The organism is Agrilactobacillus yilanensis, from assembly GCF_003946725.1.
Lineage (GTDB): Bacteria > Bacillota > Bacilli > Lactobacillales > Lactobacillaceae > Agrilactobacillus > Agrilactobacillus yilanensis.
Genome location: NZ_RHOY01000003.1, coordinates 102,122 through 128,444, shown reverse-complemented (window position 1 = coordinate 128,444; position 26,323 = coordinate 102,122). Strand labels below are relative to the sequence as shown.

At 39.5% G+C, this 26,323-nt stretch carries 31 protein-coding genes, 1 tRNA gene and 1 other annotated feature; of the genes, 27 read left to right on the top strand and 5 right to left on the bottom strand.

What is annotated here, in order from left to right:
* Window positions 1-12 precede the first annotated feature (12 nt).
* From EKM93_RS03540 to EKM93_RS03525, 4 genes are read left to right on the top strand one after another with little or no spacing between them, the layout of a single operon-like run.
* Window positions 13-696, top strand: coding sequence for a rhomboid family intramembrane serine protease (locus EKM93_RS03540; RefSeq protein ID WP_125713140.1), 684 nt, complete (start codon window positions 13-15; stop codon window positions 694-696).
* Window positions 689-913 carry a YqgQ family protein gene (locus tag EKM93_RS03535; protein WP_225423615.1) on the top strand — a complete coding sequence of 75 codons (225 nt, stop codon included), beginning with the start codon at window positions 689-691 and terminating at the stop codon, window positions 911-913. The genes EKM93_RS03540 and EKM93_RS03535 overlap by 8 nt, the downstream gene beginning before the upstream one ends.
* Window positions 914-938: 25 nt before the next feature.
* Window positions 939-1,913 carry an ROK family glucokinase gene (locus EKM93_RS03530; RefSeq protein ID WP_125713138.1) on the top strand — a complete coding sequence of 325 codons (975 nt, stop codon included), beginning with the start codon at window positions 939-941 and terminating at the stop codon, window positions 1,911-1,913.
* Between the two features lie 39 nt (window positions 1,914-1,952).
* A complete protein-coding gene (locus EKM93_RS03525) occupies window positions 1,953-2,357 on the top strand; it encodes a rhodanese-like domain-containing protein (protein ID WP_376923127.1) in 405 nt (134 codons plus the stop codon).
* A 79-nt stretch (window positions 2,358-2,436) separates the two neighbouring features.
* Here the strand turns inward: EKM93_RS03525 and EKM93_RS03520 are convergent, their stop codons facing one another.
* Window positions 2,437-2,616 (bottom strand): DUF3042 family protein, encoded by a 180-nt coding sequence (locus tag EKM93_RS03520; RefSeq protein WP_125713136.1) that lies wholly within the window; start codon window positions 2,614-2,616, stop codon window positions 2,437-2,439.
* Window positions 2,617-2,701: 85 nt separating this feature from the next.
* Between EKM93_RS03520 and miaA the strand changes: the two genes are divergently transcribed.
* The 3 genes from miaA to glnA all read left to right on the top strand — a co-directional run bounded on the left by miaA (window position 2,702) and on the right by glnA (window position 5,480).
* Window positions 2,702-3,625, top strand: a complete 924-nt coding sequence (miaA, locus tag EKM93_RS03515; protein WP_125713135.1) for a tRNA (adenosine(37)-N6)-dimethylallyltransferase MiaA — start codon at window positions 2,702-2,704, stop codon at window positions 3,623-3,625.
* An 81-nt stretch (window positions 3,626-3,706) separates the two neighbouring features.
* The gene (locus EKM93_RS03510) at window positions 3,707-4,099 is read left to right on the top strand and encodes a MerR family transcriptional regulator (protein ID WP_125713133.1); all 393 of its coding nucleotides are present in this window, start codon (window positions 3,707-3,709) and stop codon (window positions 4,097-4,099) included.
* 37 nt (window positions 4,100-4,136) lie between these two features.
* Window positions 4,137-5,480, top strand: a complete 1,344-nt coding sequence (gene glnA / locus EKM93_RS03505; protein WP_125713131.1) for a type I glutamate--ammonia ligase — start codon at window positions 4,137-4,139, stop codon at window positions 5,478-5,480.
* Window positions 5,481-5,542: 62 nt separating this feature from the next.
* On the opposite strand, the gene EKM93_RS03500 is transcribed toward glnA, so the two are convergent.
* Window positions 5,543-7,984 (bottom strand): Xaa-Pro dipeptidyl-peptidase, encoded by a 2,442-nt coding sequence (locus tag EKM93_RS03500; RefSeq protein WP_376923122.1) that lies wholly within the window; start codon window positions 7,982-7,984, stop codon window positions 5,543-5,545.
* A gap of 73 nt (window positions 7,985-8,057) precedes the next feature.
* On the opposite strand from EKM93_RS03500, the gene EKM93_RS03495 reads away from it, so the two are divergent.
* Window positions 8,058-8,131: transfer RNA gene (locus EKM93_RS03495), tRNA-Arg, on the top strand.
* A gap of 457 nt (window positions 8,132-8,588) precedes the next feature.
* Here the strand turns inward: EKM93_RS03495 and EKM93_RS03490 are convergent.
* On the bottom strand, window positions 8,589-9,935 hold the full coding sequence (locus tag EKM93_RS03490; RefSeq protein WP_125713127.1) for an MATE family efflux transporter: 1,347 nt from the start codon (window positions 9,933-9,935) through the stop codon (window positions 8,589-8,591).
* A 217-nt stretch (window positions 9,936-10,152) separates the two neighbouring features.
* Window positions 10,153-10,767, bottom strand: coding sequence for a DUF5067 domain-containing protein (locus EKM93_RS03485; protein ID WP_125713125.1), 615 nt, complete (start codon window positions 10,765-10,767; stop codon window positions 10,153-10,155).
* Window positions 10,768-10,899: 132 nt separating this feature from the next.
* Between EKM93_RS03485 and EKM93_RS03480 the strand changes: the two genes are divergently transcribed.
* The 14 genes from EKM93_RS03480 to EKM93_RS03415 all read left to right on the top strand — a co-directional run bounded on the left by EKM93_RS03480 (window position 10,900) and on the right by EKM93_RS03415 (window position 20,920).
* A complete protein-coding gene (locus EKM93_RS03480) occupies window positions 10,900-11,151 on the top strand; it encodes a hypothetical protein (protein ID WP_125713123.1) in 252 nt (83 codons plus the stop codon).
* A gap of 81 nt (window positions 11,152-11,232) precedes the next feature.
* Window positions 11,233-11,298 (top strand) — a sequence feature (ribosomal protein L21 leader region).
* A 15-nt stretch (window positions 11,299-11,313) separates the two neighbouring features.
* The gene (rplU, locus tag EKM93_RS03475) at window positions 11,314-11,622 is read left to right on the top strand and encodes a 50S ribosomal protein L21 (RefSeq protein ID WP_125713121.1); all 309 of its coding nucleotides are present in this window, start codon (window positions 11,314-11,316) and stop codon (window positions 11,620-11,622) included.
* A gap of 57 nt (window positions 11,623-11,679) precedes the next feature.
* Window positions 11,680-12,027 carry a ribosomal-processing cysteine protease Prp gene (locus EKM93_RS03470; RefSeq protein ID WP_125713119.1) on the top strand — a complete coding sequence of 116 codons (348 nt, stop codon included), beginning with the start codon at window positions 11,680-11,682 and terminating at the stop codon, window positions 12,025-12,027.
* A gap of 19 nt (window positions 12,028-12,046) precedes the next feature.
* Complete coding sequence (gene rpmA, locus EKM93_RS03465; RefSeq protein WP_125713117.1) at window positions 12,047-12,331, top strand: 50S ribosomal protein L27; 285 nt, start codon at window positions 12,047-12,049, stop codon at window positions 12,329-12,331.
* 207 nt (window positions 12,332-12,538) lie between these two features.
* A complete protein-coding gene (locus EKM93_RS03460; protein WP_125713115.1) occupies window positions 12,539-13,015 on the top strand; it encodes an Asp23/Gls24 family envelope stress response protein in 477 nt (158 codons plus the stop codon).
* The gene (gene nusB, locus EKM93_RS03455; RefSeq protein WP_125713114.1) at window positions 13,015-13,461 is read left to right on the top strand and encodes a transcription antitermination factor NusB; all 447 of its coding nucleotides are present in this window, start codon (window positions 13,015-13,017) and stop codon (window positions 13,459-13,461) included. The genes EKM93_RS03460 and nusB overlap by 1 nt, the downstream gene beginning before the upstream one ends.
* 180 nt (window positions 13,462-13,641) lie before the next feature.
* A complete protein-coding gene (gene folD, locus EKM93_RS03450) occupies window positions 13,642-14,511 on the top strand; it encodes a bifunctional methylenetetrahydrofolate dehydrogenase/methenyltetrahydrofolate cyclohydrolase FolD (protein WP_125713112.1) in 870 nt (289 codons plus the stop codon).
* Window positions 14,489-15,844, top strand: coding sequence for an exodeoxyribonuclease VII large subunit (gene xseA, locus EKM93_RS03445; protein ID WP_125713110.1), 1,356 nt, complete (start codon window positions 14,489-14,491; stop codon window positions 15,842-15,844). The genes folD and xseA overlap by 23 nt, the downstream gene beginning before the upstream one ends.
* Window positions 15,837-16,088, top strand: a complete 252-nt coding sequence (locus tag EKM93_RS03440; protein WP_125713108.1) for an exodeoxyribonuclease VII small subunit — start codon at window positions 15,837-15,839, stop codon at window positions 16,086-16,088. The genes xseA and EKM93_RS03440 overlap by 8 nt, the downstream gene beginning before the upstream one ends.
* The gene (locus tag EKM93_RS03435; protein WP_125713379.1) at window positions 16,081-16,932 is read left to right on the top strand and encodes a polyprenyl synthetase family protein; all 852 of its coding nucleotides are present in this window, start codon (window positions 16,081-16,083) and stop codon (window positions 16,930-16,932) included. The genes EKM93_RS03440 and EKM93_RS03435 overlap by 8 nt, the downstream gene beginning before the upstream one ends.
* Window positions 16,929-17,762, top strand: coding sequence for a TlyA family RNA methyltransferase (locus EKM93_RS03430; protein WP_125713106.1), 834 nt, complete (start codon window positions 16,929-16,931; stop codon window positions 17,760-17,762). Before EKM93_RS03435 ends, EKM93_RS03430 begins: the two co-directional genes overlap by 4 nt.
* Before the next feature lie 79 nt (window positions 17,763-17,841).
* Window positions 17,842-18,294, top strand: coding sequence for an arginine repressor (locus EKM93_RS03425; RefSeq protein ID WP_125713104.1), 453 nt, complete (start codon window positions 17,842-17,844; stop codon window positions 18,292-18,294).
* Between the two features lie 179 nt (window positions 18,295-18,473).
* Window positions 18,474-20,186 carry a DNA repair protein RecN gene (gene recN / locus EKM93_RS03420; RefSeq protein WP_125713102.1) on the top strand — a complete coding sequence of 571 codons (1,713 nt, stop codon included), beginning with the start codon at window positions 18,474-18,476 and terminating at the stop codon, window positions 20,184-20,186.
* A gap of 104 nt (window positions 20,187-20,290) precedes the next feature.
* Complete coding sequence (locus EKM93_RS03415) at window positions 20,291-20,920, top strand: TMEM175 family protein (protein ID WP_125713100.1); 630 nt, start codon at window positions 20,291-20,293, stop codon at window positions 20,918-20,920.
* Between the two features lie 85 nt (window positions 20,921-21,005).
* On the opposite strand, the gene EKM93_RS03410 is transcribed toward EKM93_RS03415, so the two are convergent.
* Window positions 21,006-21,335, bottom strand: coding sequence for a hypothetical protein (locus EKM93_RS03410; RefSeq protein ID WP_125713098.1), 330 nt, complete (start codon window positions 21,333-21,335; stop codon window positions 21,006-21,008).
* 101 nt (window positions 21,336-21,436) lie between these two features.
* On the opposite strand from EKM93_RS03410, the gene EKM93_RS03405 reads away from it, so the two are divergent.
* From EKM93_RS03405 to priA, 5 genes are all read left to right on the top strand, one after another.
* Window positions 21,437-21,652 carry a YdbC family protein gene (locus EKM93_RS03405; protein ID WP_125713096.1) on the top strand — a complete coding sequence of 72 codons (216 nt, stop codon included), beginning with the start codon at window positions 21,437-21,439 and terminating at the stop codon, window positions 21,650-21,652.
* An 82-nt stretch (window positions 21,653-21,734) separates the two neighbouring features.
* Window positions 21,735-22,352: a guanylate kinase gene (gene gmk / locus EKM93_RS03400; protein ID WP_125713094.1), complete on the top strand. Its 618-nt coding sequence runs from the start codon at window positions 21,735-21,737 to the stop codon at window positions 22,350-22,352.
* Window positions 22,353-22,613: a DNA-directed RNA polymerase subunit omega gene (gene rpoZ, locus EKM93_RS03395; RefSeq protein WP_125713092.1), complete on the top strand. Its 261-nt coding sequence runs from the start codon at window positions 22,353-22,355 to the stop codon at window positions 22,611-22,613.
* Between the two features lie 81 nt (window positions 22,614-22,694).
* On the top strand, window positions 22,695-23,900 hold the full coding sequence (gene coaBC / locus EKM93_RS03390; protein ID WP_125713090.1) for a bifunctional phosphopantothenoylcysteine decarboxylase/phosphopantothenate--cysteine ligase CoaBC: 1,206 nt from the start codon (window positions 22,695-22,697) through the stop codon (window positions 23,898-23,900).
* A gap of 14 nt (window positions 23,901-23,914) precedes the next feature.
* Complete coding sequence (gene priA / locus EKM93_RS03385; protein ID WP_125713088.1) at window positions 23,915-26,323, top strand: primosomal protein N'; 2,409 nt, start codon at window positions 23,915-23,917, stop codon at window positions 26,321-26,323.

The window sequence follows — 26,323 nt, the reverse complement described above, 5'->3', positions numbered from 1 at the left end:
AGGGGATTTAGTATGATTCAAAATCGACTTCGACGGATAGACAATACCGCGTTTATGACTTGGACAATGTTAGGTCTGGCAGTTGTGATGTTTATCCTTGAAGTATTTAGTGGTGGCAGTCAAAACATCAGTGTTTTAGTACGCTATGGTGCCAAGGTAAATTATTTAGTGGCCCAAGGCGATTGGTGGCGTTTGATAACACCGATATTTTTACATGTTGGATTTTTGCATATTGCCGTGAACGGCGTCATGATCTATTATGTGGGCACGCAAATTGAACATATTTTTGGTCATACCCGCTTTTTAGTAATTTTTATCCTTAGCGGTATTTTTGGAAATTTAGCAAGTTTTGCTTTTGGCAGCGACAACAGCGTTTCTGCCGGGGCCAGTACCGCATTATTTGGCTTGTTTGGCGCATTTATCATGCTAGGGTTATCTTTTAAGCACAATCCTTTTATCCAAACTGTAGCTAAGCAATTCGGCGTATTAGTCTTAGTTAATTTAGTTTTTGATCTTTTTGCTAATAATATTGATATTTGGGGCCATATTGGTGGCTTTATTGGCGGTGTATTGATCGCCTTTTGTCTAGGGGTCCCCAAACGTTTCGGAAATATCTCAAAAATTTATCAAATTTTAGCGATTATTCTGGTATTATTATTAAGTATCGTTTTGTATTGGATTGGTTTAAATGGATGAAAACATTAGAACTTTATATGATGTTCAGCAACTTTTAAAAGGTTATGGTATTTTTGTACATTTGGGTAAGCGACTTTGGGATATTGAATTGATGCATGAAGAATTGATCCGAATTCATGATGCACGATTAATTGAAGATAAAGTTTTTCAAACGGCTGCTCTTGTATTAAAACGCGAACATCGGTATGAACAAGCAAAAACAGACGAGCAACTTTAAGAAATCGAAGGGAGTAATTATTTTTATGGCTGAAAAAAAACTTATTGGTGTTGACCTAGGCGGGACAACAATTAAGTTTGCAATTTTAACGAACAACGGTGAAGTTCAACAACGTTGGAGCATTGACACAAATATTTTAGATGATGGGGCACATATTGTACCAGATATTATTGACTCTATTAATCATCATTTAAAACTTTATCAAATGACAGCGGATCAATTTGCTGGTATTGGTATGGGTTCTCCAGGCTCTGTTGATTTAAAAGCAGGGACAGTTATCGGTGCTTTTAACTTAAATTGGAAAACATTGCAATATGTTAAAAGAGATATTGAAGCTGGTACAGGAATGGCCTTTACGATTGATAATGACGCCAATGTGGCTGCATTAGGTGAACGCTGGAAAGGCGCTGGTGAAAACGAAGATGAAGTTGCCTTTATCACTTTGGGCACCGGTGTTGGTGGCGGTTTAATTTCCAACGGTCAATTAATCCACGGTATCGCAGGTTCTGGTGGTGAGATCGGTCATATGACAGCGCAACCAGGCGGTTATTTGTGTACTTGCGGTAAGCACGGTTGTTTAGAAACAATTGCGTCCGCAACTGGGATTGTCCGGGTTGCTCGGGATATGGCTGAAGAATATTCTGGCGATTCCCAACTAAAACGCAGCTTAGATGACGGGGACGAAATTTCTGCTAAAATTGTATTTGATTTGGCCAAAGTTAACGACCCATTGGCAATTATGGTTGTCGATCGTGTCACTAATTATCTAGGGATTTCTTTAGCGAATGTGGCTAACTTATTGAATCCAGCCTATATCGTTATTGGCGGTGGCGTTTCAGCAGCCGGAGACTTCTTATTGCAACGGGTTACAAAAGTCTTCAAAGAAAACGTTTTTCCTAATGTACGTGAAACAACGCAAGTTCGCTTAGCAACTCTAGGTAATGAAGCTGGGGTAATTGGAGCTGCTTGGCTGGCAAAAAATGTAATGGCATCTAAGTAATAAAAAGTGTTGGAGGCGGAATATTTGTTTTTTGGTGCAATTTCAGGTTTTTGGATGATTAATATCGTTTTACTAGCGGTTATTTTAGGTTTTGGTGGTAACTGGTTATACTATTGGCTAAGAGCGAAGCAATTAAAAGCAGGTCTTTCAGAAGCTGACTTTGAAAGTACGATGCGTAAAGCACAATTAATTGATCTCCGTGAAAAAAAGGATTTTGATGCGGGTCATATTTTAGGCGCTCGTAGCTTGCCTTATACCACTTTAAAACAGCGGATCGGTGAATTACGCAAAGATTTACCAGTCTATGTTTATGACGATGGTCAAAATATTAGTATCCGAGCAACCTTAAAACTTCGTAAAGCCGGATTTGAAAAAGTAAATTGGTTAAATGATGGCTATCGTAGTTGGCAAGGTAAAACTAAGAAAAAGAAATCAAACTATTGATTGAATGACTATGGCAAAATAAATAGAGGCTAGGTTCAAAACAGCTGTTTTGACTTAGCCTCTATTAATTTGGAACATATTAGCCTTGATGTGCGGCATGTTGTTTGCGGTTGGCCTTACGACGGTTTTCTTCTACCTTTTCGTTAAATGCTTCTTCGGGTTCGATAACTGTCTTTTTGAATGCCAGGACTGCACCGCAAATTGAACCAACGGTTGCTAAGGCGCCAACAACGACGCCAGAAACAAATTTATTTGCCATATCCTAAACCTCCTATATGTTTATAGTCTATTATCACTTATTTTAACAGAATTTACCATTATTATCGTTAATTGGGGTAAAAATTATGAAATCTAAAGTATTAATGATCGCTGGACCGACCGCAGTTGGTAAAACCGCGTTAAGTATTCGTCTGGCCAAACAATTCGGCGGAGAGGTCATCTCCGGGGATTCAATGCAGATTTATCGACATTTAGATATTGGAACGGCGAAAGTAACTCCTGAAGAAATGGCGGGGGTACCACATTATTTAATTAATAACTGTGATGTGACACAACGTTACACGGTTTATGATTTTAAGACACAGGCCAATCAGTTGATTACGGCAATGACAGACCGAAAAGTGCTACCGATTATTGCCGGTGGCACAGGCTTTTATTTGAATGCCCTCAGCGCCAATTTGAATTTAGGCGATCATCTGGATTCAGATGTTGCGCTTAAAAATAGACAAAAGTGGACAGACTATTATGAAGAAGTAGGGCCTGAAGCTGCTTGGCAACGTTTAAAACAGCTGGATCCTAATAGTGCTGCTAAAATATCGGTGCATAATCCACGCCGAATTATTCGAGCGTTGGAAGTTATTAATGAGACGGATCAGCTGTTTTCAGAACAGACTCAAAATGAGCCAAATTTAGATTGTTTAATAATTGGTCTAAATACAAATCGCGCATTACTCTATGATCGAATTAATCAGCGCGTGGATCAATTTTTAAAACAAGGATTGGAAGCTGAAGCCCGCTGGCTCTATGATCGACGGGATTCCAGCCCTCAAGCCAGTCGGGGGATTGGCTATAAAGAGCTTTTTATGTATTTTGATAATGAAATAACATTACCAGAGGCCATTGAATTGATTAAACGGAACTCTCGACATTTTGCAAAACGGCAATTAACGTATTTTAGAAACCAATTAACGGTGAATTGGTTCGATCCATTTGCAGACGATCTTTGGTACGACAAGGTTTCGGATCTCGTGACACAATGGTTAAATTAATGTCATAAAACCTAACACTTTTTATTGACAGAGAAAACTTGAATTGGTATGATAGGTTTCGTAACAGAGAGGAGGTTAATTATGAAGGAAAAAGAATTACGGCGAACGCTGGCAGTTCTCCCAATTGGTACGGCCATGAAATTGACCGATTTAAGCGCTCGGCAAATTCGTTATTATGAGGATCAAGACTTGATTCATCCCCATCGCAATGAGGGCAATCAACGGATGTTTTCACTAAACGATATTGACCGATTATTGGAGATCAAAGATTATCTAGCTGATGGGATGAATATTGCTGGTATCAGGTATGCTTTTGAAGAGCAGAAACGTAAGTCCAAATTAACAAGTATTCAGGGGGCGTCCCATGAACTTACGGATGATGATGTTCGGCGCATTTTAAGGGAAGAATTACTACAAACAGGTGGTTTTGAAGGACCTGACATCCCTGGTTTCTTTCATAAAAAATCACTCTAGGCGTTTTGTATGAAGTGCATAAAGGAGATAGATATTAATGGCCAGAAAAACGATCACTGCAGATGAAATCCGTGAAACTGTTGTTAAGGAAAATGTTCAATTCTTACGGTTAATGTTTACGGATATCAATGGTATTATCAAAAATGTTGAAGTTCCAGTGGATCAATTAGAAAAAGTACTTGCAAACAAAATTATGTTCGACGGTTCCTCTATTGATGGTTTTGTTAGAATTGAAGAAAGTGATATGCTTTTATATCCTGATTTATCTACTTTTCTAGTATTTCCTTGGGGTTCAGAACATGGTAAAGTTGCCCGCTTAATCTGTGATATTTATAATCCAGATGGCACACCGTTCCCTGGAGATCCACGGAGTAACTTACAACGGGTGTTGGAAACAATGAAGGCACAAGGCTTTTCTGATTTTAACATCGGCCCTGAACCAGAGTTTTTCTTATTTAAGTTGGACGATGAGAACAAACCAACATTGGATTTGAATGACAAGGGCGGTTATTTTGATTTTGCACCGATTGATTTAGGTGAAAATACCCGGCGTGATATCGTCTTGGAATTAGAAAAGATGGGCTTTGAAGTAGAAGCATCACACCATGAAGTTGCACCAGGACAACATGAAATTGATTTTAAATATGCAGATGCCTTGGATGCTGCAGATAATATCCAAACCTTTAAATTGGTTGTTAAAACAATCGCAAGACAACATGGTTTGCATGCGACCTTTATGCCGAAACCTTTGGAAGGTATTAACGGTTCAGGGATGCATATCAACATGTCCCTATTCAAAGATGATAAAACAAATGCTTTTTTTGATAGCCATAGTGAGGATCAACTTTCTGAAACGGCTTATCATTTCTTAGCTGGCTTATTGGAACATGCCCGGGCATTAACAGCAATCAATAATCCAACTGTCAATTCCTATAAACGGTTAGTCCCAGGATTTGAAGCGCCGGTTTATGTGGCATGGTCTGGTCGTAACCGGTCACCATTAATTCGAGTCCCTCAATCTAGAGGCCTATCTACACGATTAGAAATGCGTTCTGTTGATCCAACCGCTAATCCATACTTGGCGATTGCTTCAGTATTAAACGCTGGCTTAGACGGCTTAGCACAAGGTAAAGAACCAGTAGCTGCCGTAGATCGTAACATCTATCGGATGAACGAAGATGAACGTAAAGATAATAAGATTACCGATTTACCATCAACTTTGCATAATGCTCTGAAATCACTGGCCAAAGATGAGGTTATCAAAGGCGCTTTAGGCCCACATCTATATCGTAGTTTTGTGGATTCTAAAGACTTGGAATGGTCTGCTTATCGTCAAACCGTTTCACAATGGGAAAGAGACCAATATCTAGAACTTTATTAATTTAAATTAAAAATAAAAAAATCACACGATGACGAAACTAGTGATCGTGTGATTTTTTTGTATTATTTAATATAAGGGACAGCTAATTGACAAGCGTTTAAATCGACTTGATAGGTAATTGCTTCAGTACTGCGAATGGTCATGCCCATGTCGGTGGCATAGAGTAAAATACCTAACTGATGGCCGGCCAACAAATGATAATGCGTTGGTTGCAATTCAAAATGTAAAGTATAGAAGGCATTGGGGGTGACGGCTTGGTTCTCATAGCTATTTAGCCGATTTTGTAAGTTAATATGCCCTTTTGTAATCATTTTATAAGGCGTTGGTCGGTTAGACAGCTGAAATTCCTTTAAGTCCTCAGTGTGCCAATTATAGCCTAATTTAAGGCCGTCCCGTTCTAGGATTGTCGGATTCGGCTGTAGTCGCCGGCTTGAGCCGTAATCAATGACCATGGCACTTAAAAAGCCGTGAGCCACATTGCTGGCGATTTGTGCGGTAAGCGTTATATCGCCGTCGATATACAAATCAGCGGACAGGGGTTGGGTCTTAAACTGCAGCCGATTGGTCTGGTAAGGGGAGGTATCTGCCATAATTTGTTGCAGCCACTGTTGTTCTGTATCTTTACGGGCTAAAAATGTTTTTGTTCCGTTGTCAACAAATGTTTGAACATTATCTGTTCTCAATGGTTTGGTCACCAATTCGTTTTTAGAAAAAGCAAAGCGGCGTACGGGATTTTCAGCATTGCCCCAGTCGTGATAATGATGCCAAGTTTCAGCTTGTGCATTATCTTGAATTAAAACATTAGGCAGTATAGTGTCGCTATGGTTAGGATAGTTTAGCAACTTATCTGTCAGCCATAAATTAGCCATGTCGTTAAAATCAATGGAGCGAATATTATTCATGTAGACATGTTGCCCCTGGTGTAAAAAGATCTTAGCTGGCAGCTGCTGAGCCTTTAGAGCGGCCCAGAGTTTTCCAGGATTTCGTAATTTAACGTTCCAATCATTTAAACCATGGACGATCAAAATAGGGCATTTAATGTTGGCCACATTTTTTCGATAATTTCGAGCATCCCAAAAAGCGTTGTAGTTGCCAGTTGTTCGATCTTGTCCGGTCCGTAAGGCTGCTAAAGATTGCTCAAAAACAGGTTTGATTTTTTGATAGTCCGCGGCATCTTTTAATCGGCTGAACGTATCAATGGCCAAAACATCCGCATCTTCACCTTGGCAAGCTTCAGGTGCAACAACGAGGCCATTGTCACGGTAATAGTCATACCAACTGGAAATCGCCGATTCACTAATAATTGTTTTTAGCCCCGGTACACCCGTGGTTGCAGCAGCGGTAGCTAATGTACCTAAGTAAGATTTACCAGTCATCGCTACATTACCGTTACACCACCAAGCTTTAATGGCAATATGATCTGTTTTATTTGTATAGGCAATTCGATCACCATGGAGCCACTCAATAACGGCTGTTGCGGCATAAGTTTCCGCAGGTGAGCCACAAGTACGAATGCCATCAGAGTTTCTGGTACCAATGCCGCCAGCGTAAACTGTGGCGAGTCCTCGGGCTAAAAAGTAATCGTTTAAACTGTAAATATTTTCTTCAGTAGACTGGATTTCTGCTGTTTGAGTGGTTTCTTGAATCGTGTCAGATGTAGGTTTCAATTGATCCACAGGCTGATTTTGGCTTTGTTGGTGGAGAGTTGCTAAACTAGTTTTTAAGACCGGCTTTGTTTCTAAGGTTGTTTGAACATCATGTAAACTGGCAGTCATATCATTTGTGCCCTTGAAATAAGGATTTGCGGTATATAACACCGGGGTTCTTAAACCGGCATCTGTTGCTTTTGGTCTGAAGATGGTCGTCTCCAATAAATCTGGTTTGCCGTCTTGATCGGTGTCCAAGTCACTTTTGACGTAGACGACTTCCCGCAGTGTCTTAGTGGCATCAAAAGTTGCCTGTAGCCGGCCATTAAAAATGATGAACCGCGGTGCTTTAGCCTGGAAAAAATCATTAAAAAAGCCACGGTTAGCAAGTTCGTCTAAAAAAATAAGGCCGTTTTTACATCTTAAAGTAAGTAGGTAATAAGTGGCTTCAACTATAGAAGCTTTAGTAGCGATGCGCTCAATATTTTTTAAAAGTGGTAGTTCTAAATTTTGTAGATAATCTTGGCCTTGGTCAAGTTCAAAATCAACGCCGACTTCAAAGCCTAGTAGTTGTAATGTTAAATTGTAGAAGTCTGAAACCTCTAATGTCTTTGTAGTGGCTTGGTAAAAAATTTTAAGCGTTGTTGCAGAATTAATTAAGATGTGATCCAAGGCCTCCAACAGCGCGGTAGTGGTCAGCTGCTCTGGAAATAGATGTTGGATAAAATAATTAAATAAATCATTTTCAGAAATTTTATTATAGTTATCTGGCAGTAAGTTTATATTGCTTAAATCTGCCAATCGCTGGTCATTAGTCGTTTCATAATGGGCAAATTGATATAATTTCAAATAAAACACCTCGAGATTAAAATAATAATTGACAAAAAAGGGTATCCTTGTGTAAAATAGTAAACGTTGCGTCGCACCATATGTCACAGTGGCTCAGCTGGATAGAGCAACGGTCTTCTAAACCGTAGGTCGTGAGTTCAAGTCTCACCTGTGACACTTTAACAGGTTTCTAAAGAAATCTAAAACTACTGATTATCGCTGTAGTCCTTACATGTTAAGGGTTACAGCGATTTTTGTTTTTTTTAAAAATTAGAAAAAAAGGCCAGTTTGAAAAATCTACTATACAAAACAGAGCAGTTATAGCAATGGATTAGGACTTTTTTAAAATATCCCGTCACACACTTAACATTCGTAAAGCGCTGATTGTCTTATCGATTTTTGTTTTTGAAATGGTCCCGTAGAGATTACTATTGCTTGCATCCCCTTTCACTATAAGCAGAAATTAAATTAGATTAATGCCTTTATTTGTGACACGCATTGTGTACATATAAAATTTTAATTAATGAACTTTTACCCACATCCAATATTATAAGCGTTCTATCTTTTTTGTGGAAGTTATTCAGTTCATTTTTTAAAACAAAATATCAAATAAGATGTTATTTTTATACACCTATCAAGATAACAACATCTGTTGTAATTTATTTTTATAAATAATACGGGTCATAATCAGACAATAAATCAACGCTAACCCCCAGGCCAGTGGATTCGCGAAGCAAATTGCGGTGAAACCCAGGGCCCCCATGGCTAAAAAGCCGCCAGCTGCTCGACCGATTAATTCACCAAATCCAGAAAAAATGGCGGGCAAACTATAGCCCCAACCTTGTAAAGTATTTCTGAAAATCATTAAGAAACCATGGATTGGGAAAAATAAACTAATAATTAAAATATAACGATTGGCGTTATTTAAAATAGGCGTCACATTCGTACCTAAAACTAAAGTGAGTAAGTATTGTTTTGAAAGCATCAAGATTAAAAAAGCACTGCAGGCATAAATGATTTGGATCAGGACACCACTGAGAACGCCTTGTTTTAAACGCTGCCGATTATGGGCACCGTAATTTTGTGCTTGGTAAGTCGCCATTGCCGCACCAACACTTTCCATGGGCAAGGTAAATAGCTGCCGAATTTTTTCAGCGGCGGATTGTGCGGCTACAATATTGGAGCCCAAACGATTAATACCCGTTTGCATAATTAGCGCGCCAATAGCGGAGACAGCATATTCAAAGCCCATGGGCAATCCAATTCGACATAATTCTTTAATGGATTGGGCTTTGATTTGCCAATCCGATTTAATCAATTTTAAACGTTGTGGACCAATTAGAAATAAGCTCAAATTTAATAGGCCACCGATAAATTCACTAATGACAGTGGCCCAAGCAGCGCCGGCAATACCCATATGTAATTTTGCAATGAAAAACAAATCCAAGCCCACATTAATGATTAAAGATATTATTAAAAAATATAACGGATGGACGGAATCTCCAAAGGCGCGTAATGCGGCAGCGGCATAATTATAAAGAATATTTGCAGGTATACCAATAAACGAAATAGTTGTAAATTTTATCGCCATTTCTAAAATATTGGCGGGGGTATGTAAGTGCGTTAAAAGGCTGGGGGTCAAAAGAATCATGAGCGGGGTTAGTAGCAACGTTAGACCAAGACATAACCACCAAGCGTTTGTGAAAAAACGATTGACCGCTGCTTTATTTTTAGCGCCAACTTGTTGAGAAAGCGGGATGCTAAAACCGATACAAGCGCCTTGGATAAAACCTAGGATTAAAAAATTTAAAGGATAAAAAGTACCTACTGCGGCGACACCGTCAATGCCAATCAAATGGCCAACAATGACAGTATCTGTAAAATTGTAGAGCTGTTGAAATAAAGCGCCACCCACTAAAGGTAATGCGAATAAAAGGATCTTCCGCAGAGGCGCCCCAGTGGTTAAATCAGTTGTTTGCATTATATTAACCTCTAAGCTAAGTTATGATAAATTTTAATTTATTAAAAATAAACGAAAAAAAAGCTCTGACCATCGGGTAGGAGTCAGAGCTCGCCACTTTTTTTGGGAGGAAAGTGACGTACTTAGTTTAACATGTTGAAAAATAAATGTATAGTTTAAAATTCTGAAATTTCTAATTTTTTTTATTTATTTCTAAAAAGTCCAGTTATATCAGGGGTTATTCTGTTAATTTATAGTTTTTTGTGCCCACAACAGTTTGCGTCGTTGGATCAATAAACTTTAAAACAATATCCTGTTTATTGACAAGCTTATAAGCAATGGCCCCGGTGGTTGTGGCTTGAGCAGGGGTCCATTTAGACGTTTGGTCAATTTCCGTTTGATCACTCGTTGGTAAAGTTGAAATAAGCTGGTCCGTGGAGCTTAGACGTGTTTGATTTTGATAAAGTTTGGCATTTGTCTGCCACACCGTTTGTGCTTTAAGCTTTTGATCACTTTGATTTTTAAAACGATAGTCTAGCCATAAAACAGGATTGCCTGCTTTGTCAGCAGTGATTTTACCACTGATTAAACTTAATTTGAATTGTTTTGTTTCAAAAGTATCTTTTTTGAATTGCGCTTTACTTTTAGCAAGTTTGGATTTCTTAGCGGTTTTAGAAATAATTTGGGATTCCCTTTTAGCGGCTGATGACTTTTGACCCGCTGTATTTTGCTGCAGCAAATAATTGCTGCCAAAGCCTAAAGCCAGCAGAAAGATTAAAACGAACAGCCAAAATTTATTTTTTTTATAAAAGGGTCTTTTCTTTTGATAACGTTGTCGTCTTGTTTGGGCCATGGTTTACTCCTAAAATAGATTCTCACCTTAAATTATATCAAGAAATTTGAGGAAAATTGATTTTATCTTGAAAATAAAACTGTTATATTTATATATAAGGCATCAGGCGGTACAATTTGAGGCGGTGTTATTATGAAAAAGAAATTGAGGCGACGAAAAAAGAAACCAGTTATTAGCCATTATATTTATTTTTATGTGGAATTTGCAGATGGCCGGGTTTTAGAAGTCCCAGTAAAGATCGAAAATGGTAATTATGGGCCCCGAGATACGCTGGCAGCACAACTTAGAGATCGGCGGGGGGTACTAACCGATAGTCAAGATCAACGCTATGATTTAAATTCGATGGTCCATTATGATATTTTTGATGAAAAAGATAAAAGGTAATCGGTGTGTTTGAGGTACGCCAAGAATTATTTGACTAATATAAAAGAATTTGATATATTAAACGAGTTGTATTTGTGCACGCCACATCTGCAACCGCTCGGAATAGGTTAAAGCATAGCGCCTATGACGGCGAGTCTAAGAAAAAGTAGGAGGTGCAAAAGAATGTACGCAATTATTGAAACTGGTGGTAAACAATATAAGGTTGAAGAAGGTCAACCAATCTATATTGAAAAATTACCTGTTGAAGCTGGTGAAAAGGTTTCTTTTGATCAAGTAATCTTAGTAAGCGGTGATGAAACTAAAATTGGCACACCTGTTGTAGAAGGTGCCACTGTTACAGGGACTGTTGAAAAACAAGGTAAGGAAAAGAAAGTTGTCACTTTCAAATACAAACCTAAAAAACACAGTCATCAAAAGAAGGGTCATCGTCAACCATACACGAAAGTTGTTATTGACAAGATCAACGCTTAATTAAGCGCGTTTTGTGATTGACTAACCGAAAGTTTTGTTAAAGAAGAGTGTTTAATTATGATAAGTGCGCATTTCTTTAGAAACAGTGATGGTAACATCGAACGTTTTCGCATTACAGGACATGCGGATGCTGGTGAATATGGGCAAGATATTGTCTGTGCAGCAGTATCTGCAACTGCGATTGGGACTACTAATAGTCTTGAGAATTTAGCGGGAATTGAACCGATTATTACCGCTGATGAGCAAAACGGTGGTCTACTTGAAGTTGCCGTCCCCTTGAAGATTGACAAAGATAAAATGTTAATCTGCCAAATTCTGTTAGAGAATTTGTTGGGAACGTTGCAAAGTATTGAAACTAAATATAAAGATTATATTATTGTGAATCGCAATAATTCAGAAAATTAATTTTTTGGAGGTGAAACTTATGTTAGAAATGAATTTACAATTCTTCGCCCATCATAAAGGTGGCGGTTCTACTGCTAACGGTCGTGACTCTGCTGGTCGTCGTTTAGGCGCTAAAGCAGCAGATGGTCAACGTGTAACTGCTGGTTCTATTATCTTCCGTCAACGTGGTACTAAAATTCATCCCGGCACTAATGTAAGCCGTGGTGGTGACGATACTTTATTCGCAACTGCTGAAGGTATCGTACGTTTCGAACGTCTTGGCAAAGATAAAAAGAAAGTTTCAGTTTACCCAGTAGCTGATTAATAAATTTTTGGAGTTTGACCAATTCGTGTCAAACTCTTTTTTTATACGAAAATAGGCTAATTTTATCGACTTTTTTGTTGAGAAAGCTTGCAATCATAGCGGTTGGCTTGCTATGATTAAACTGCATTGTTTTGTTGAAAATGTTATAATATAAAGACTACAATACAGGAAAAGCTGATCAATTAAGATCTAGATTGGAGTTTAATGATGACTGAAAATACAAATATTATTGTGCAGGCTCAAGAAGACGGTCGAGGACGCATTGAGATTGCACCAGAGGTCTTAGAAATCATTTTAGGAATCGCAGCTAGTCAAATTGATGGCGTTTATGAAATGCGGGGCACATTAACCAACAATATTAATGAATTATTCGGCCGAGTCAATCGCGGTAAAGGCGTGACGATTAAGATTTCAGATGGTCGTTTAATTGTTGATATTTATGCCTATTTAAATTATGGCGTTTCCGTTCCTAAAGTTGCAGTGGCATTGCAGCAAGCTTTAAAAGAACAACTACTTTATATGACAGATTTAAAAGTAGATGAGATCAACATTCACGTCGTTGGCTTAATTCCAGAAAAAGAAGCACAAAAATTAGATCCAAGTACGTTGTTTAACGATAACGATGATGAAGCTGAAGATACAGCTGCCGATGCAACACTTACAGAAGATGGAGCTCAAGATTAATGGAAGTAAACCAACATAATATTCGAAAAGTTGCCTTTCAAGTTTTGTTCATGGTCGCCGATGGGACAGACGTGGATGCTAAAGAAGCTATCGAAAAGGTCTGGGTCATTGTGCAACATATTAAAGATGATGAGTTGGCCCCTTTAGAGATTCCACCTTATTTAACCGCTTTGGTGACAGGTGTCCTAGCCCATAAGACGGAACTGGATGAAAAAATTAGAGTTAACTTAAAAAATGGCTGGCGGTTAGAACGTTTAAACCGTACGGATTTGACAATTTTACGGTTAGGGTTATTTGAAATTTTAGAAGAAACCCAGCTGCCTAATCCAGTGGCGATTAATGAAGCGATTGAATTGGCCAAAGATTTTGGAGATGATACCTCCCGTAAGTTTATTAACGGTGTCTTATCCAATTATGTCGATACAAAAGATTCAATAAATGATTAAAAAAGGAGGCTATGACAATTTTATTTGTCGACGAGCCTCTTATTTTTTTAGCAACGTTGATTGCTTTTGAGTTTTTTTGCGTAATTTTTAACGAATGTTTTTTACAAACTAAAGTCTAGGCGCTAAGCTGGCTTTGTTGGTATACTAAAGGACATATCAATTATTCTGGAGGATTAAAACGTGGCTAAAATAATAGATGGTAAGGCCCTATCACAACATTGCATTACGCAAATGGCTGGGGATGTTCAAGCACTTAAAGAAAATGGCATTGTACCGGGATTAGCAGTGATTATTGTCGGTGAAGATGATGCCAGTCAAATTTATGTACGTAATAAACACCGTAAAGCAGAAAAAATTGGCATTAATTCAATTGTGATTCGTTTGTCTACTGAAACAACGCAGTTAGAATTATTGGAACGAATCAGCTTATTAAATCATGATCCAAAAATTGATGGTATTTTAGTGCAGCTGCCTTTACCAAGTCATATTAATGCGGAAGCTGTTTTGGATAGTATTACACCTGAAAAAGATGTGGATGGCTTTCATCCAGTGAATGTGGGCAAACTTTGGAGCAACCGGGCTGAAATTGTGCCGAGTACGCCGTTTGGCATCATGAAGATGCTTGAATTTTATAACGTTGATCCTACTGGGAAAAATGCCGTCATTATTGGCCGCAGTACAATCGTTGGTCGACCAATGGCTGCAATGTTGCTTAATGCCAATGCCACAGTAACTATCGTGCATTCACAAACTAAAAATTTACAAGAAATTACACAGCAAGCCGATATTTTAGTCGTTGCCATTGGTAGAAGTGAATACATTAAGGCGAAAGATATTAAAGCCGGCGCTGTTGTGATAGATGTTGGTATGAATCGGGATATTAATAATAAATTAACCGGCGATGTGGACTATGAAGATTGCTTTGATAAAGCCAGTTTGATTACCCCCGTTCCTGGTGGTGTTGGCCCAATGACCATTACAATGTTGATGCAGCAAACCATTAATATCGCCAAAAGAAGGGCACTCAATGACACAGGAAACAAGCGATAAGTATTTAACCGTCACAGCGTTAACCCAATATATCAAACGCAAATTTGAAGTGGATCCTTACTTAGATCAAATTTTTTTAAAGGGTGAGATTTCTAATTTTCGGCTGCGGCCTGGACATCAGTATTTCAGTTTAAAAGATGCCCATGCAAAAATTGATGCGGTGATGTTTAAATCTGATTTTGAAAAAGTTAAATTTGAATTGGAAACTGGCATGCAAGTCTTAATTACCGGCCGAATTTCTGTTTATGAACCAACAGGTAACTACCAAATTTACGTGAAACAAATCATGCCTGATGGCTTAGGGGCCTTGTATTTAGCCTACGAGCAATTAAAAGAAAAATTAGCAAAAGAAGGTCTTTTTTCGCAAGAAAAACGGCCTTTAAGCCGTTTTCCTAAGCGGATTGCAGTTGTAACCAGTCCCAGCGGCGCCGTGATTCGAGATATCATGACGACGGTTAAACGGCGCTACCCCATTGTGGAATTGGTTTTATTCCCGGCAGTTGTTCAAGGGGATCAAGCTAAGGACAGTCTAGTAGCCCGGTTAAAAGAAATTAAACTGCTTGGTGGATTTGATACGATTATTATCGGCCGCGGTGGTGGATCATTGGAAGATCTCTGGCCTTTTAATGAAGAAGCTGTTGTTCGTGAAATTGCTAACAGTGCAATTCCGATTATTTCGTCTGTCGGTCATGAAACAGACACAACACTGAGCGATCTGGCAGCTGACGTGCGCGCGGCAACGCCAACAGCTGCAGCTGAATTGGCAACCCCAGTTTTAGAAGATGAATTACTCAATATTCAAAAACTGCGCTTGCGATTGATACAAGTCTTAAAACGGCAGCTTATCAGCCAGCAACAGCATGTGCAGCGCCTAACCCAGAGTTACGTGCTGCAGCAGCCGCAACGATTGTACGAAAATTACAGTCAGCGCTTGGATCTGGCAAAAAATAATTTAATCAAATTAACAGCTGCACAAGTTCAGCAGCAACAGCAAAAAGTAGCTAATTTAAGCCAACGCTTACAGCTATTACATTTAGATCAGCAGATTTTGACACAGAAAAAAGCGTTACAGCAAAGTGAAACCAACCTGTATAAGCAATTTCAGCGGTACTTGCAGCAACGCCAGCTACAAGTGCAGACGCAAATTCAAGGTTTAGATCATTTAAGCCCTTTAAAAATTTTAGGTCGGGGTTACAGCTATACAACAGTCGCTCAAGAAATTGTGACTACTGTAACAAAAGTTCAGCCCAAAGATACAATTGAAGTTCACTTAAAAGACGGTACTTTAAAGGCACAAGTCACACAAATCAAGAGGATGGAAGATAATGACTAAAAAACCAACATTTGAAGAAAATTTAGCACAGTTAGAAAAAATTGTTGCCAACTTGGAACAAGGCGATGTGCCGTTAGAAGAGGCATTAGCGCAATTTCAAACTGGGGTAAAGCTCAGTCAAACTTTGGAACAGACATTGACTAGCGTTCAAGAAACGCTGACTAAAGTCATGACCGATAACGGTGAAATCGTTGATTTTGAATCCCCTGAACATACGGAAAATACGGTAGACCATGATGCTTAATTATCAAGACTTCGCCAAGCAGGTTTTACCCACATTAGAGCAGACAATTGAACAGACTATGGGACAGACGGTGTCACATCCGACGTTGAAAACAGCGATGCAATATTCTATCGGTGTTGGTGGCAAACGCTTGCGACCATTATTACTATTGAGCACGGTGGCTAGTTTTGGAACGCTTACAAAAGCAAGCTATTTACCGGCAGCTGCTTTAGAATTAGTGCATACTTATTCGTTAATTCATGATGACTTACCAGCTATGGATAATGATGATTATCGTCGGGGGCAATTAGCAAATCATAAAAAATTCGGTGAAGCCCAAGCTATTTTAGCCGGGGACGGGCTGTTGACGGTGGCTTTTGAATGGCTGAGCCGCAGTGAATTTGATGCAGCGATTCGGATTAAGCTGGTTGCTTTATTGAGCCAAGCTGCTGGCCCAAGCCAGATGGTCGCGGGTCAATACACCGACATTACAACAACCGGTGAAAAGATTGATTTAACCACTTTAGAAACAATGGAATTGCAAAAAACAGCTGCGTTATTGCAAAGTGCTATTTTGATGGGGGCAACGATCGCCAAAGTAGATGCCCAGCAATACGAAGCTTTAACGGTTTTTGCCCGCAATTTTGGTTTGGCTTTTCAAATTGCTGATGACATCAGTGATTTTGAAAGCGGTCAAGACACCGCTGAAAAGAAAGCCACTTTTGCAACGATGTTAGGACTTGAGGCGGCCAAAGCGTATTTGACACAAACGTTAACTAAAGCTAAAACCGCTTTAAATAGCATTTCAGGACCGGATTTAACGTTGTTAGATAGTTATTTTGAATATTTCAGGCAGGTGCGATGAAAAAAGAACGTGTAGATGTTTTAGCAGTTGCCCAAGGGTTGTTTGATTCCCGTGAACAGGCAAAACGGTCGGTGATGGCCGGAGAAATATATGATCAAAACAATCAACGCTTAGATAAACCAGGGGTCAAAATTCCTGGAGATACCCAGTTGCAGCTCAAAGGCCGCAAGATACCTTATGTCAGTCGCGGCGGTTTAAAATTGGCGAAGGCTTTAAAAGTATTTAAGATTGATGTTACTGACAAAGTGGTGCTGGATATCGGTTCTTCTACGGGGGGCTTTACGGATGTCTCTTTGCGCAACGGTGCCAAATTAGTTTATGCCCTAGATGTGGGCTATAACCAATTGGCTTGGAAACTACGGGAACATCCCAAAGTTGCCGTGATGGAGCGGGTAAATTTCCGTTATAGCAAGCCTGAAGATTTTACACAAGGTTTACCAGATTTTGCAGTGACGGATGTGTCATTTATTTCATTAAAGTTGATTTTACCGCCACTTGCAGCGATTTTAAAACCGGATCATGATTTAGTGGCTTTGATTAAGCCGCAATTTGAAGCTGGTCCAGAAAATGTTGGCAAGCACGGTATTGTCCGCGATCCTAAGGTGCACCGTCAAGTTTTAGAGATGATTGTTCAGTTTGCAGCGGCGCATCATTATGATGTCTTAGGCTTAGATTTTTCGCCGATTAAGGGCGGCAGCGGTAACATTGAATTTTTAATTTGGCTGCGCAATCGGGTCACTGAGCCGGGGACAATTGCGGAAGGTGTGGATATTGAGGCTTTGTTAAATCGAACTAATGAAGAATTGAATAAGCATACAAAAAGTGAATAAAATTTCGTTTTAAATCATGTTGTGCCCAAATTAATGATATAATATGCATATATTAATTAGTAAGTAGTAGGTGATAGCAATGAATAGAGCCGAGCGACAACATTTAATCAAGCAATTGATCCGAGAACATGAAGTGCAGCGCCAGCAAGACTTTGTCCGGCTGCTAAATGACAAAGGTTTTGATGTGACTCAAGCAACGATTTCTCGGGATATCAAAGCGATGGAATTGATTAAAGTCCCAGCAAGTCATGGTGGCTACCGCTACAGTCTACCGGTTGAACGACAGATGGACGTGGATAAAAAACTCAGTCGTTCCTTAAAAGATGCTTTTGTATCATTAACTCGGCAGCATGAATTATTATTTTTAAAAACATTACCGGGCAGTGCTGCTGCAATTTCCAGCTTAATTTATCAAATGCATTTTTCAGAATTATTTGGAAATATTGGTGATGATGATTCGATTTTTATTGTGGCTAAAAATGAAACCAGTGCAGAAGCGCTGCAGAAGAAAATTTTAAATCTGATCAAATAACTTTCATTTAAAATTTTAGAGATTTATTTATTAAAAAGGTACTGAGACAAGGCTTAGGCTTTTGGACCCAGTTTCTTTTTTTAATCAGATTTTTATAGATTGTCACTGAAGGGTTAATCGTGGTTTAAAAGATGTAAAAATTAAACGCTAGGGATGCTTTGAAAAAGGTGAGAGAATAAATGTTGCAAGAATTAGTAATTCATGACTTTGCAATCATTGAAACATTAACGATTGATTTTAATCGTGGTATGACTGTTTTGACTGGGGAAACCGGTGCCGGAAAATCCATTATTATTGATGCAGTCGGTTTATTAGCCGGCGGTCGTGGCTCAGCGGATTTTATTCGAACTGGTGCAAAGAAATGTACCTTAGAAGGTTTATTTGTTGTGGATGATGTCACGGCAATTAAGGCACGGTTGGAAACTTATGGCATCCCTCAAGAAGATGACACTATCTTAGTGCAACGCGACATTAATCAAAATGGCCGCAGCAGCTGTCGGATTAATGGTCATTTAGTGAATACAACTATTTTGAAGCATATCGGTGAAATGCTGGTGGATATTCATGGCCAAAATGAACATCAAGAGTTGATGTATCCAGAAAAACATCTAGGCTTATTGGATCATTTCGCCCAGAAAAAAATTAAACCCGTTCTTAAAACATATCAAACACAATATGCGCAGTATAAAAAATTACGTCAAACTTTAAAAAAACGTCAAGAACATGAGCAAGAATGGGCCCAACGATTAGATATCTTGAAATTTCAAACCTCTGAAATTGAAGCAGCGAATTTGCAATTAAATGAAGAAGATCAGCTTATCACAGAACGGGATCGGCTGGAAAATTTTCAGCGGATTAATGAAAGTTTGGCCAGTAGCTATCAAGCTTTAAATGGGGATGAACAAAATACAATTGACCGTTTAGGCGTGGCCATGTCCGCGATGCAAGATATTGCGGCTCTAGACCCAGCTTATGGAGCTTTGTCCGAAAGTATAGACAGTGCTTTTTATGAGCTGCAAGATGCGGCCAGTGAAATTTCGCGGCAGTTAGACAGTCTATCTTGGGATGAGGGTCGTCTGGATTCGATTGAGAAGCGTTTGGAAACTTTGACGGAATTAAAACATAAGTATGGTCAAGATATCGCGGCGGTTTTGAAATATTATGATAAGATCAAAAAAGAATTGGACGAAATGGAAAACATTGACGCCGATAATGATGAGCTAACACAACAAGTCACCACAGCAAAAGCCGCAGTGACTAAAACCGCAGCAAAACTTTCCAAGGTTCGCCACCAAGCAGGCCTAGCATTAACAAGTGCCGTACAGCAAGAATTGGCAGATTTGTACATGGATAAGGCTAAATTTTCAGTTGTTTTTCTAGACGCTGACCAAACACCACATTTCATGGAAACGGGACAAGATAGCGTTGAATTTTATATACAAACCAATCCTGGTGAAACCAGTAAGCCACTGGCTAAAATTGCGTCTGGTGGGGAATTATCACGAATTATGTTAGCTATAAAAACGATTTTTTCCCGTAATGAAGGGGTCACCAGTATAATTTTTGATGAGGTTGATACAGGCGTCAGCGGCCGGGTCGCTCAAGCGATTGCCAACAAAATTGAAATTATTGGTCAAAGCTCGCAAGTATTATGTATTACCCACCTACCGCAAGTTGCGGCTATGGCGGATTTTCAGCTGCTGATTCAAAAACAGGTTCAAGCCAATCGCACCACAACTTCGGTAACGCCATTGGTAGCCAAAGAGCGGGTTGAAGAGATCGCTCGGATGATCGCCGGCACTGAAATAACGGCGTTGTCTTTAGAACATGCCCATGAGTTATTGCGGTTAGCTGATGTGGAAAAAGAACAGCTGACACAATTAAAAAACTAAATTGGCGGTTGAACTTTAATTTCAAATAACAATTTATTTTTACGAGCCACTCGTAATTGTTGATAAATTGTGCTATTCTAATGAAATTATTGGGAGGGATGTCAATGAAGCTCGAACGATTCCAAGCATTTAGTGATGGTATTTTTGCAATTTTAATTACGATTTTGGTCTTAGAATTTCATATCCCGAATTACCAGGAAGGCCACCTATTAACCGGATTATTGGGACAATGGCCGTTGCTTTTGGCGTATGGTCTCTCGTATTTTTATGTGGGCACATTATGGCTGTTCCACCATGACTATTTCAGTCTGCTGCGGCAAATTGATCGTAACATCAACTTATTAAATTTACTGATGTTATTTAGCATTACCTTATTGGACTATCCCATATCTTTGGTGGCGACGGCTTTAACTAGTCGTAATCGACAGGATATGCAAACGGCTTTCGTGGCATATGATCTAGTGGCCTTATTCATTTCGGCAACTTTCTTTTTCGTCTATCTTTATTTACACCGTCATCCAGAATTAAAAAGTAATCCTGGGGCGGCCTCTTTTTACACCGCCATTAAATTTGATCCAGTACGCAGTGTCATTATGTATAGCTTAGCCATCTTAGCCACTTTTTGGTCCGTTTGGCTGGGGGCCTTTTTATTAGTAGCAAGTATTATTTTTCATTTTCTTGCTTATTTAAGAATGAATAAACGACTGGTGCGCTTAAATGAACAAGGGGGCTGACCGTAACGGTGCCAAATATTAGGTGAATTAACGATAAAAAAGCCAGCTCAAAATTAATTTTTAATCTGACTTTTGATAAATTAAATTATTGACGTTGAATGGCTTGCACACTATTGAGGGGCAATAAAGCATTTTGATGGTGATTACGATTGGTTAAAATAAGTTGTTGCTGATCTGTGATTTCGACAATACGCCCGACTAATGTTTGTTGCTGCTTAGTTTGTAAGCGAATGGTATATTTCCGAGCTTGTGCTTGTTTGATAAAGCAGTCTAATTGTGCAATTGGCATTTGTTTATTTAATAAAGTAGATGGTGCTGAATAGGTTGATTCGTCATCCATTAGTCTTTCATAAGTGGTCATTAAATTGGCGGTAATTTCTCTAATTGAATGTAAAAATATTTTTTTAGCTTCCATAATTGGCCTCCGAACATTTGTTTGACTATGATTCTATTATATGAACGCACGTTCTAAAAATCAATTAAAAATTTTATTAAGTTCTTTAAGGAGTTTTAAAGATGGCTAAAATTGAGTATGAAATCATGGAACACATTGGGGTTTTATCTGAAAATGAATCTGGCTGGCAGAAAGAACTAAACCTTGTTTCTTGGAACCAGCGCGCCCCTAAATTTGATTTAAGAGATTGGTCCAAAGATCATGAAAAGATGGGTAAAGGGATCACCCTTAGCAATGAAGAATTGACCAATTTAAAAAATATTTTAAATGAAATGTAATGAACTCTTTTAATTTTCTTGAAAATTAATCGGAAAAAGTGCAAAATAGTTTTAATAAACAAAAAAAGGAGCCAGTAAAAGAATGTCAAAGCGCGGCATGCTAATCGTCCTTTCTGGGCCTTCCGGAGTAGGTAAGGGTACTGTTCGACAGGCGATGTTACAAGATAAGGCACAAAACTTTAAATATTCTGTTTCAATGACCACCCGGCAAATGCGGCCCGGTGAAGTGGACGGGGTAGACTATTATTTTAGAACAAAAGCAGAATTTGAATCAGAAATAGCAAATGATGGCATGTTAGAATATGCCAAATATGTTGATAATTATTATGGGACGCCTTTAAGATACGTGAACGAAACATTAGCTTCAGGCACGGATGTCTTTTTAGAGATTGAAGTCAATGGTGCTATGCAAGTTCGCGAGAAATGTCCCGATGGTGTTTTCATTTTTCTAACCCCACCAGATTTGGTCAGCCTTAGAGACCGAATTGTTAAGCGGGGCACAGATGATGAAGCAACTATTGAAAAAAGGTTGGAAAAAGCCCGCGGTGAAATAAAAATGATGCAAAACTATGATTATGCCGTGGTAAATGATAAAGTAGGACTAGCGGTTCATCGTATTGAAAAAATTATTGAGAGCGAGCATTTACGGGTGCCTCGAGTGATTGATACGTACAAAAAAATGATAGGAGTTGTTAGATAGATGATTTCATATCCGTCAATCGACAAGTTATTAGACAAAGTTGATTCGCGTTATTCTTTGGCGGTGTTAGCAGCAAAACGTGCCCATGAATTAGAAGCTGGCGATGTTAAAATGTTGTCAGATTATAAATCACCAAAGACAGTTGGCCAAGCCATGGAAGAAATTGCGGATGGTAAAGTTATTATTGATCCAAAATCAATTTTGATGGAAAAAGAGGCTGAGCGCTTAGACAGCGAAGCTAAACACGATTCATCTAATTAATAGTTTAAGGCTCTTCCCAAGATTAATTTATTTGGTGAAGAGTTTTTTTATATTTTATAAAAAAATTAGGAGGTATTTATGATGTTTGAAAACAGAAATATTGTGATTTTTATTAGTGGTGGGATTGCGGCTTACAAAATTCCGATGTTAATGCGGCGTTTCCAAAAAGATGGGGCAAATGTGCGGGTTGTTTTGACAGAGCATGCTAAAGAATTTGTCACACCATTAGTTTTTGAATCATTGATCCATGAACATACTTATACGCAAATGTTTAATGACGACCTCAATCCATCTCCAGTACATATTAAATTAGCGGATTGGGCCGATATGGCCATTATTGCACCAGCAACCGCAAATATTGTTGGTAAAATGGCCAATGGTATCGCCGATGATTTAGTGACGTCTACGTTAATTGCGATGGACTGTCCTAAATATTTAGTCCCAGCAATGAATAGCAAAATGTTACATAATCCGGCAACACAACGCAATTTAACCCAGTTGGCATCCGATGGTGTTGCAATTCTCACGCCAGCTTATGGGTTGTTAGCAGAAGGTTATGCCGGTGACGGCCGCATGCCTGAACCAGATGAAATTTTTGATAAAATCACTTTGTTGGAAAGTTGTCGGCTAAGTGAATCTAACTTGAAAAATAAAAATGTGGTGATCACCGCTGGCGGGACACGCGAAGCCATCGACCCTGTCCGTTACATCGGCAACAATTCTTCAGGTAAGATGGGCTATGCTTTAGCACAGGCCGCAGCCTATGCCGGTGCCCATGTGACTTTAATCAGCGCCAATAGTCATCAACCAAAACCCAATGGCGTGAAATTGGTTCCTGTAACGACAGCTAAAGAAATGCAGACAGCAGTTGAAGCGGAATTTGCTAAAACGGATGTTGTGATTATGGCGGCGGCTGTGGCGGACTATCGGCCAGAAGAAACTTTTGATCATAAAATCAAAAAAGATTCTGCTGAAAGTTTAGAAAAAATTACATTAGTAAAAAATCCAGATATTTTAGCGACGTTAGGACAACAAAAACAAAATCAATTTTTAGTTGGCTTTGCAGCAGAAACTACGGAACTTGAAGCTTTTGCGCAAACAAAATTAAAAGCTAAAAATGCCGATATGGTCATTGCTAATGATGTCAGTCAAGCTGGCATTGGCTTTAACAGCGATGAAAACGCAGTTGTTGTGATTAGTGCCGATGAAGCGAAAGTCGTACTGCCTAAAGCGCCAAAAACAGTACTGGCTCAAAAATTGATTGAATTGATTGCAACACGAATTTAACTTGAGGTGAAATAATGTTCAATATTGCTGAAGTCATTGTCGATGTACCGGCTATGCAAACCAATAAACCATTTGATTATGAAATTCCAATGGCATTGGCAACGGTGGTTCAACCGGGGATGCGGGTTCTCGTGGGCTTTGGCAAGGGCGATCGAACACTGCAAGGTTTTGTCATCAACCTTAAAACGCTGGCAAAAGCGCCCACTGGTCTAAAGGCAATTAAAGATGTGGTTGATTTAGAACCGATCTTAAGTCCGGAATTGCTGGATTTATCCAGTTGGCTGGCCCAGACAACGTATGCTTTTCAAATTACCTGTTTACAAACAATTTTGCCCGGTGTGATGCGCGGTGACTATGAAAAAATTGCTTATTTAGTGACGCCTGATGCACCAGAAGCAGCGGCGTTATTTCATGACAAAAAAGCACTGACTGTCGATAATCAATTGACCAATGCGCAATTGACGACTTTAGTGCGCTTAAAAAATAGTGGGGCCGTTCGGTTTGAATACCAAGTGCATAATAAAGCTCGGATTAAAACAAGACAGGCGGTCATCTTAAATAAAACGGCAGCCCAGTATACACAGCAAGCAGCAACACTGCCTAAGAAGTTACAGCGGCAAAAGGCATTGTTACAATATTTAGCGACGCAAACTGCCAAAACAAAGGTTATTTTTACAAAAACGCTACAAGCTGATTTTTCAGCCAGTGTGCTTAAAACGGCTGAAAAACATGACTTGATCACGATTGAAGCCGTTGAGGTGAAACGTCGGGTTTTACCAGCCCAAACTGAAATTCAAGCAAAACAAGTCCTTTTACCAGATCAAGCCAAAGCTGTGGCTGCCATTGACGCGGCGAGTACCGCTGAAAAGCAGCAAGTCTTTTTATTGGAGGGCGTTACTGGTAGCGGTAAAACAGAAGTTTATTTACAGACAATGGCCAATGTGTTAACTCATCAGCGGACCGCTTTAATGCTTGTGCCTGAAATTGCGTTGACCCCGCAAATGGTTCAGCGGGTTTATCAACGTTTTGGCGATCAAGTAGCTGTTTTGCACAGCGGCTTATCGGAAGGCGAGAAATATGATGAGTGGCGGCGCATTAAGGCTGGCGAAGCGAAAGTTGTTGTCGGTGCGCGGTCAGCGGTTTTTGCACCTTTAGAAAATATCGGGTTAATCATCATGGATGAGGAACATGAATCTAGTTATAAGCAAGAAGACACCCCTCGTTATCACGCTCGGGATGTGGCCATTCACCGGGCGGCTTATTATCATTGTCCAGTCGTTTTGGGCAGTGCCACCCCGTCGTTGGAATCTAGAGCCCGGGCACAAAAAGGGGTTTATCAACTATTGCGTTTACCAAAGCGGGTAAATCAAGCCCCGTTACCAGAAGTGCACATTGTGGACATGCGGGAAAATATTCAGCAGAATCGCAATTTAGATTTCTCAAGGTCGTTGGCCGATGCCATTACTTTACGGCTGGCTAAAAAAGAACAAAGTGTGTTGATGCTGAACCGTCGAGGCTTTTCGTCATTTGTTATGTGTCGAGACTGCGGTTATGTGGTGAAATGTCCCAATTGTGATATTTCATTAACGTTGCATGTCAGCAGCCATAGTTTGAAATGCCATTACTGCGGACATGAAGAACCGATTCCTAAAACTTGTCCCAATTGTCAAAGCCGCAAAATTCGTTATTTTGGGACGGGAACTGAAAAAATTGAACAAGAATTGCAACATATGTATCCGGAAGCAAAAATTATTCGGATGGATGTGGATACAACCCGTCGTAAAGGGGCGTATGAACGCTTGTTAAAGCAGTTTGGCCAAGGGGATGCGGATATACTGCTGGGCACGCAAATGATTGCTAAGGGGCTAGATTTTCCCAATGTCACCTTAGTTGGCGTAATTAATGCCGATACGGCCTTAGGTTTGCCAGATTTTAGAGCAAGTGAGCGGACCTTTCAATTGTTAACGCAAGTTGCTGGCCGCGCTGGGCGTGGGGACAAAAAAGGCGAAGTTTTTGTCCAAACTTATAATCCAGACCATTATGCGATTCAGTTGGCAAAACGGCATGATTATGAACATTTCTTTGCAACGGAAATGAATATTCGCCATCAAGGCAATTACCCGCCTTATTATTTCACAGTGCAAATATCGTGTAGTCATCCCGAAGAAAATCAGGCAGCTAAAGCGGCTTATCAGATGTTAAAACGGCTGCAGCCGGCATTGTCGGCTAAAGCAATTGTTTTAGGCCCGACGCCCCGGGCAATTGCGCGGATCAAAAATCGCTATTACTACCAAATTATTGTGAAATATAAATCAGAACCAAAACTGGCGCCGTTATTGGCGGATATTTTGCAGACAACGCAGCGTTCATTTTCTAAGCAGCTTTATATCGCCATTGATCGAGAACCATTACAATTTATGTAG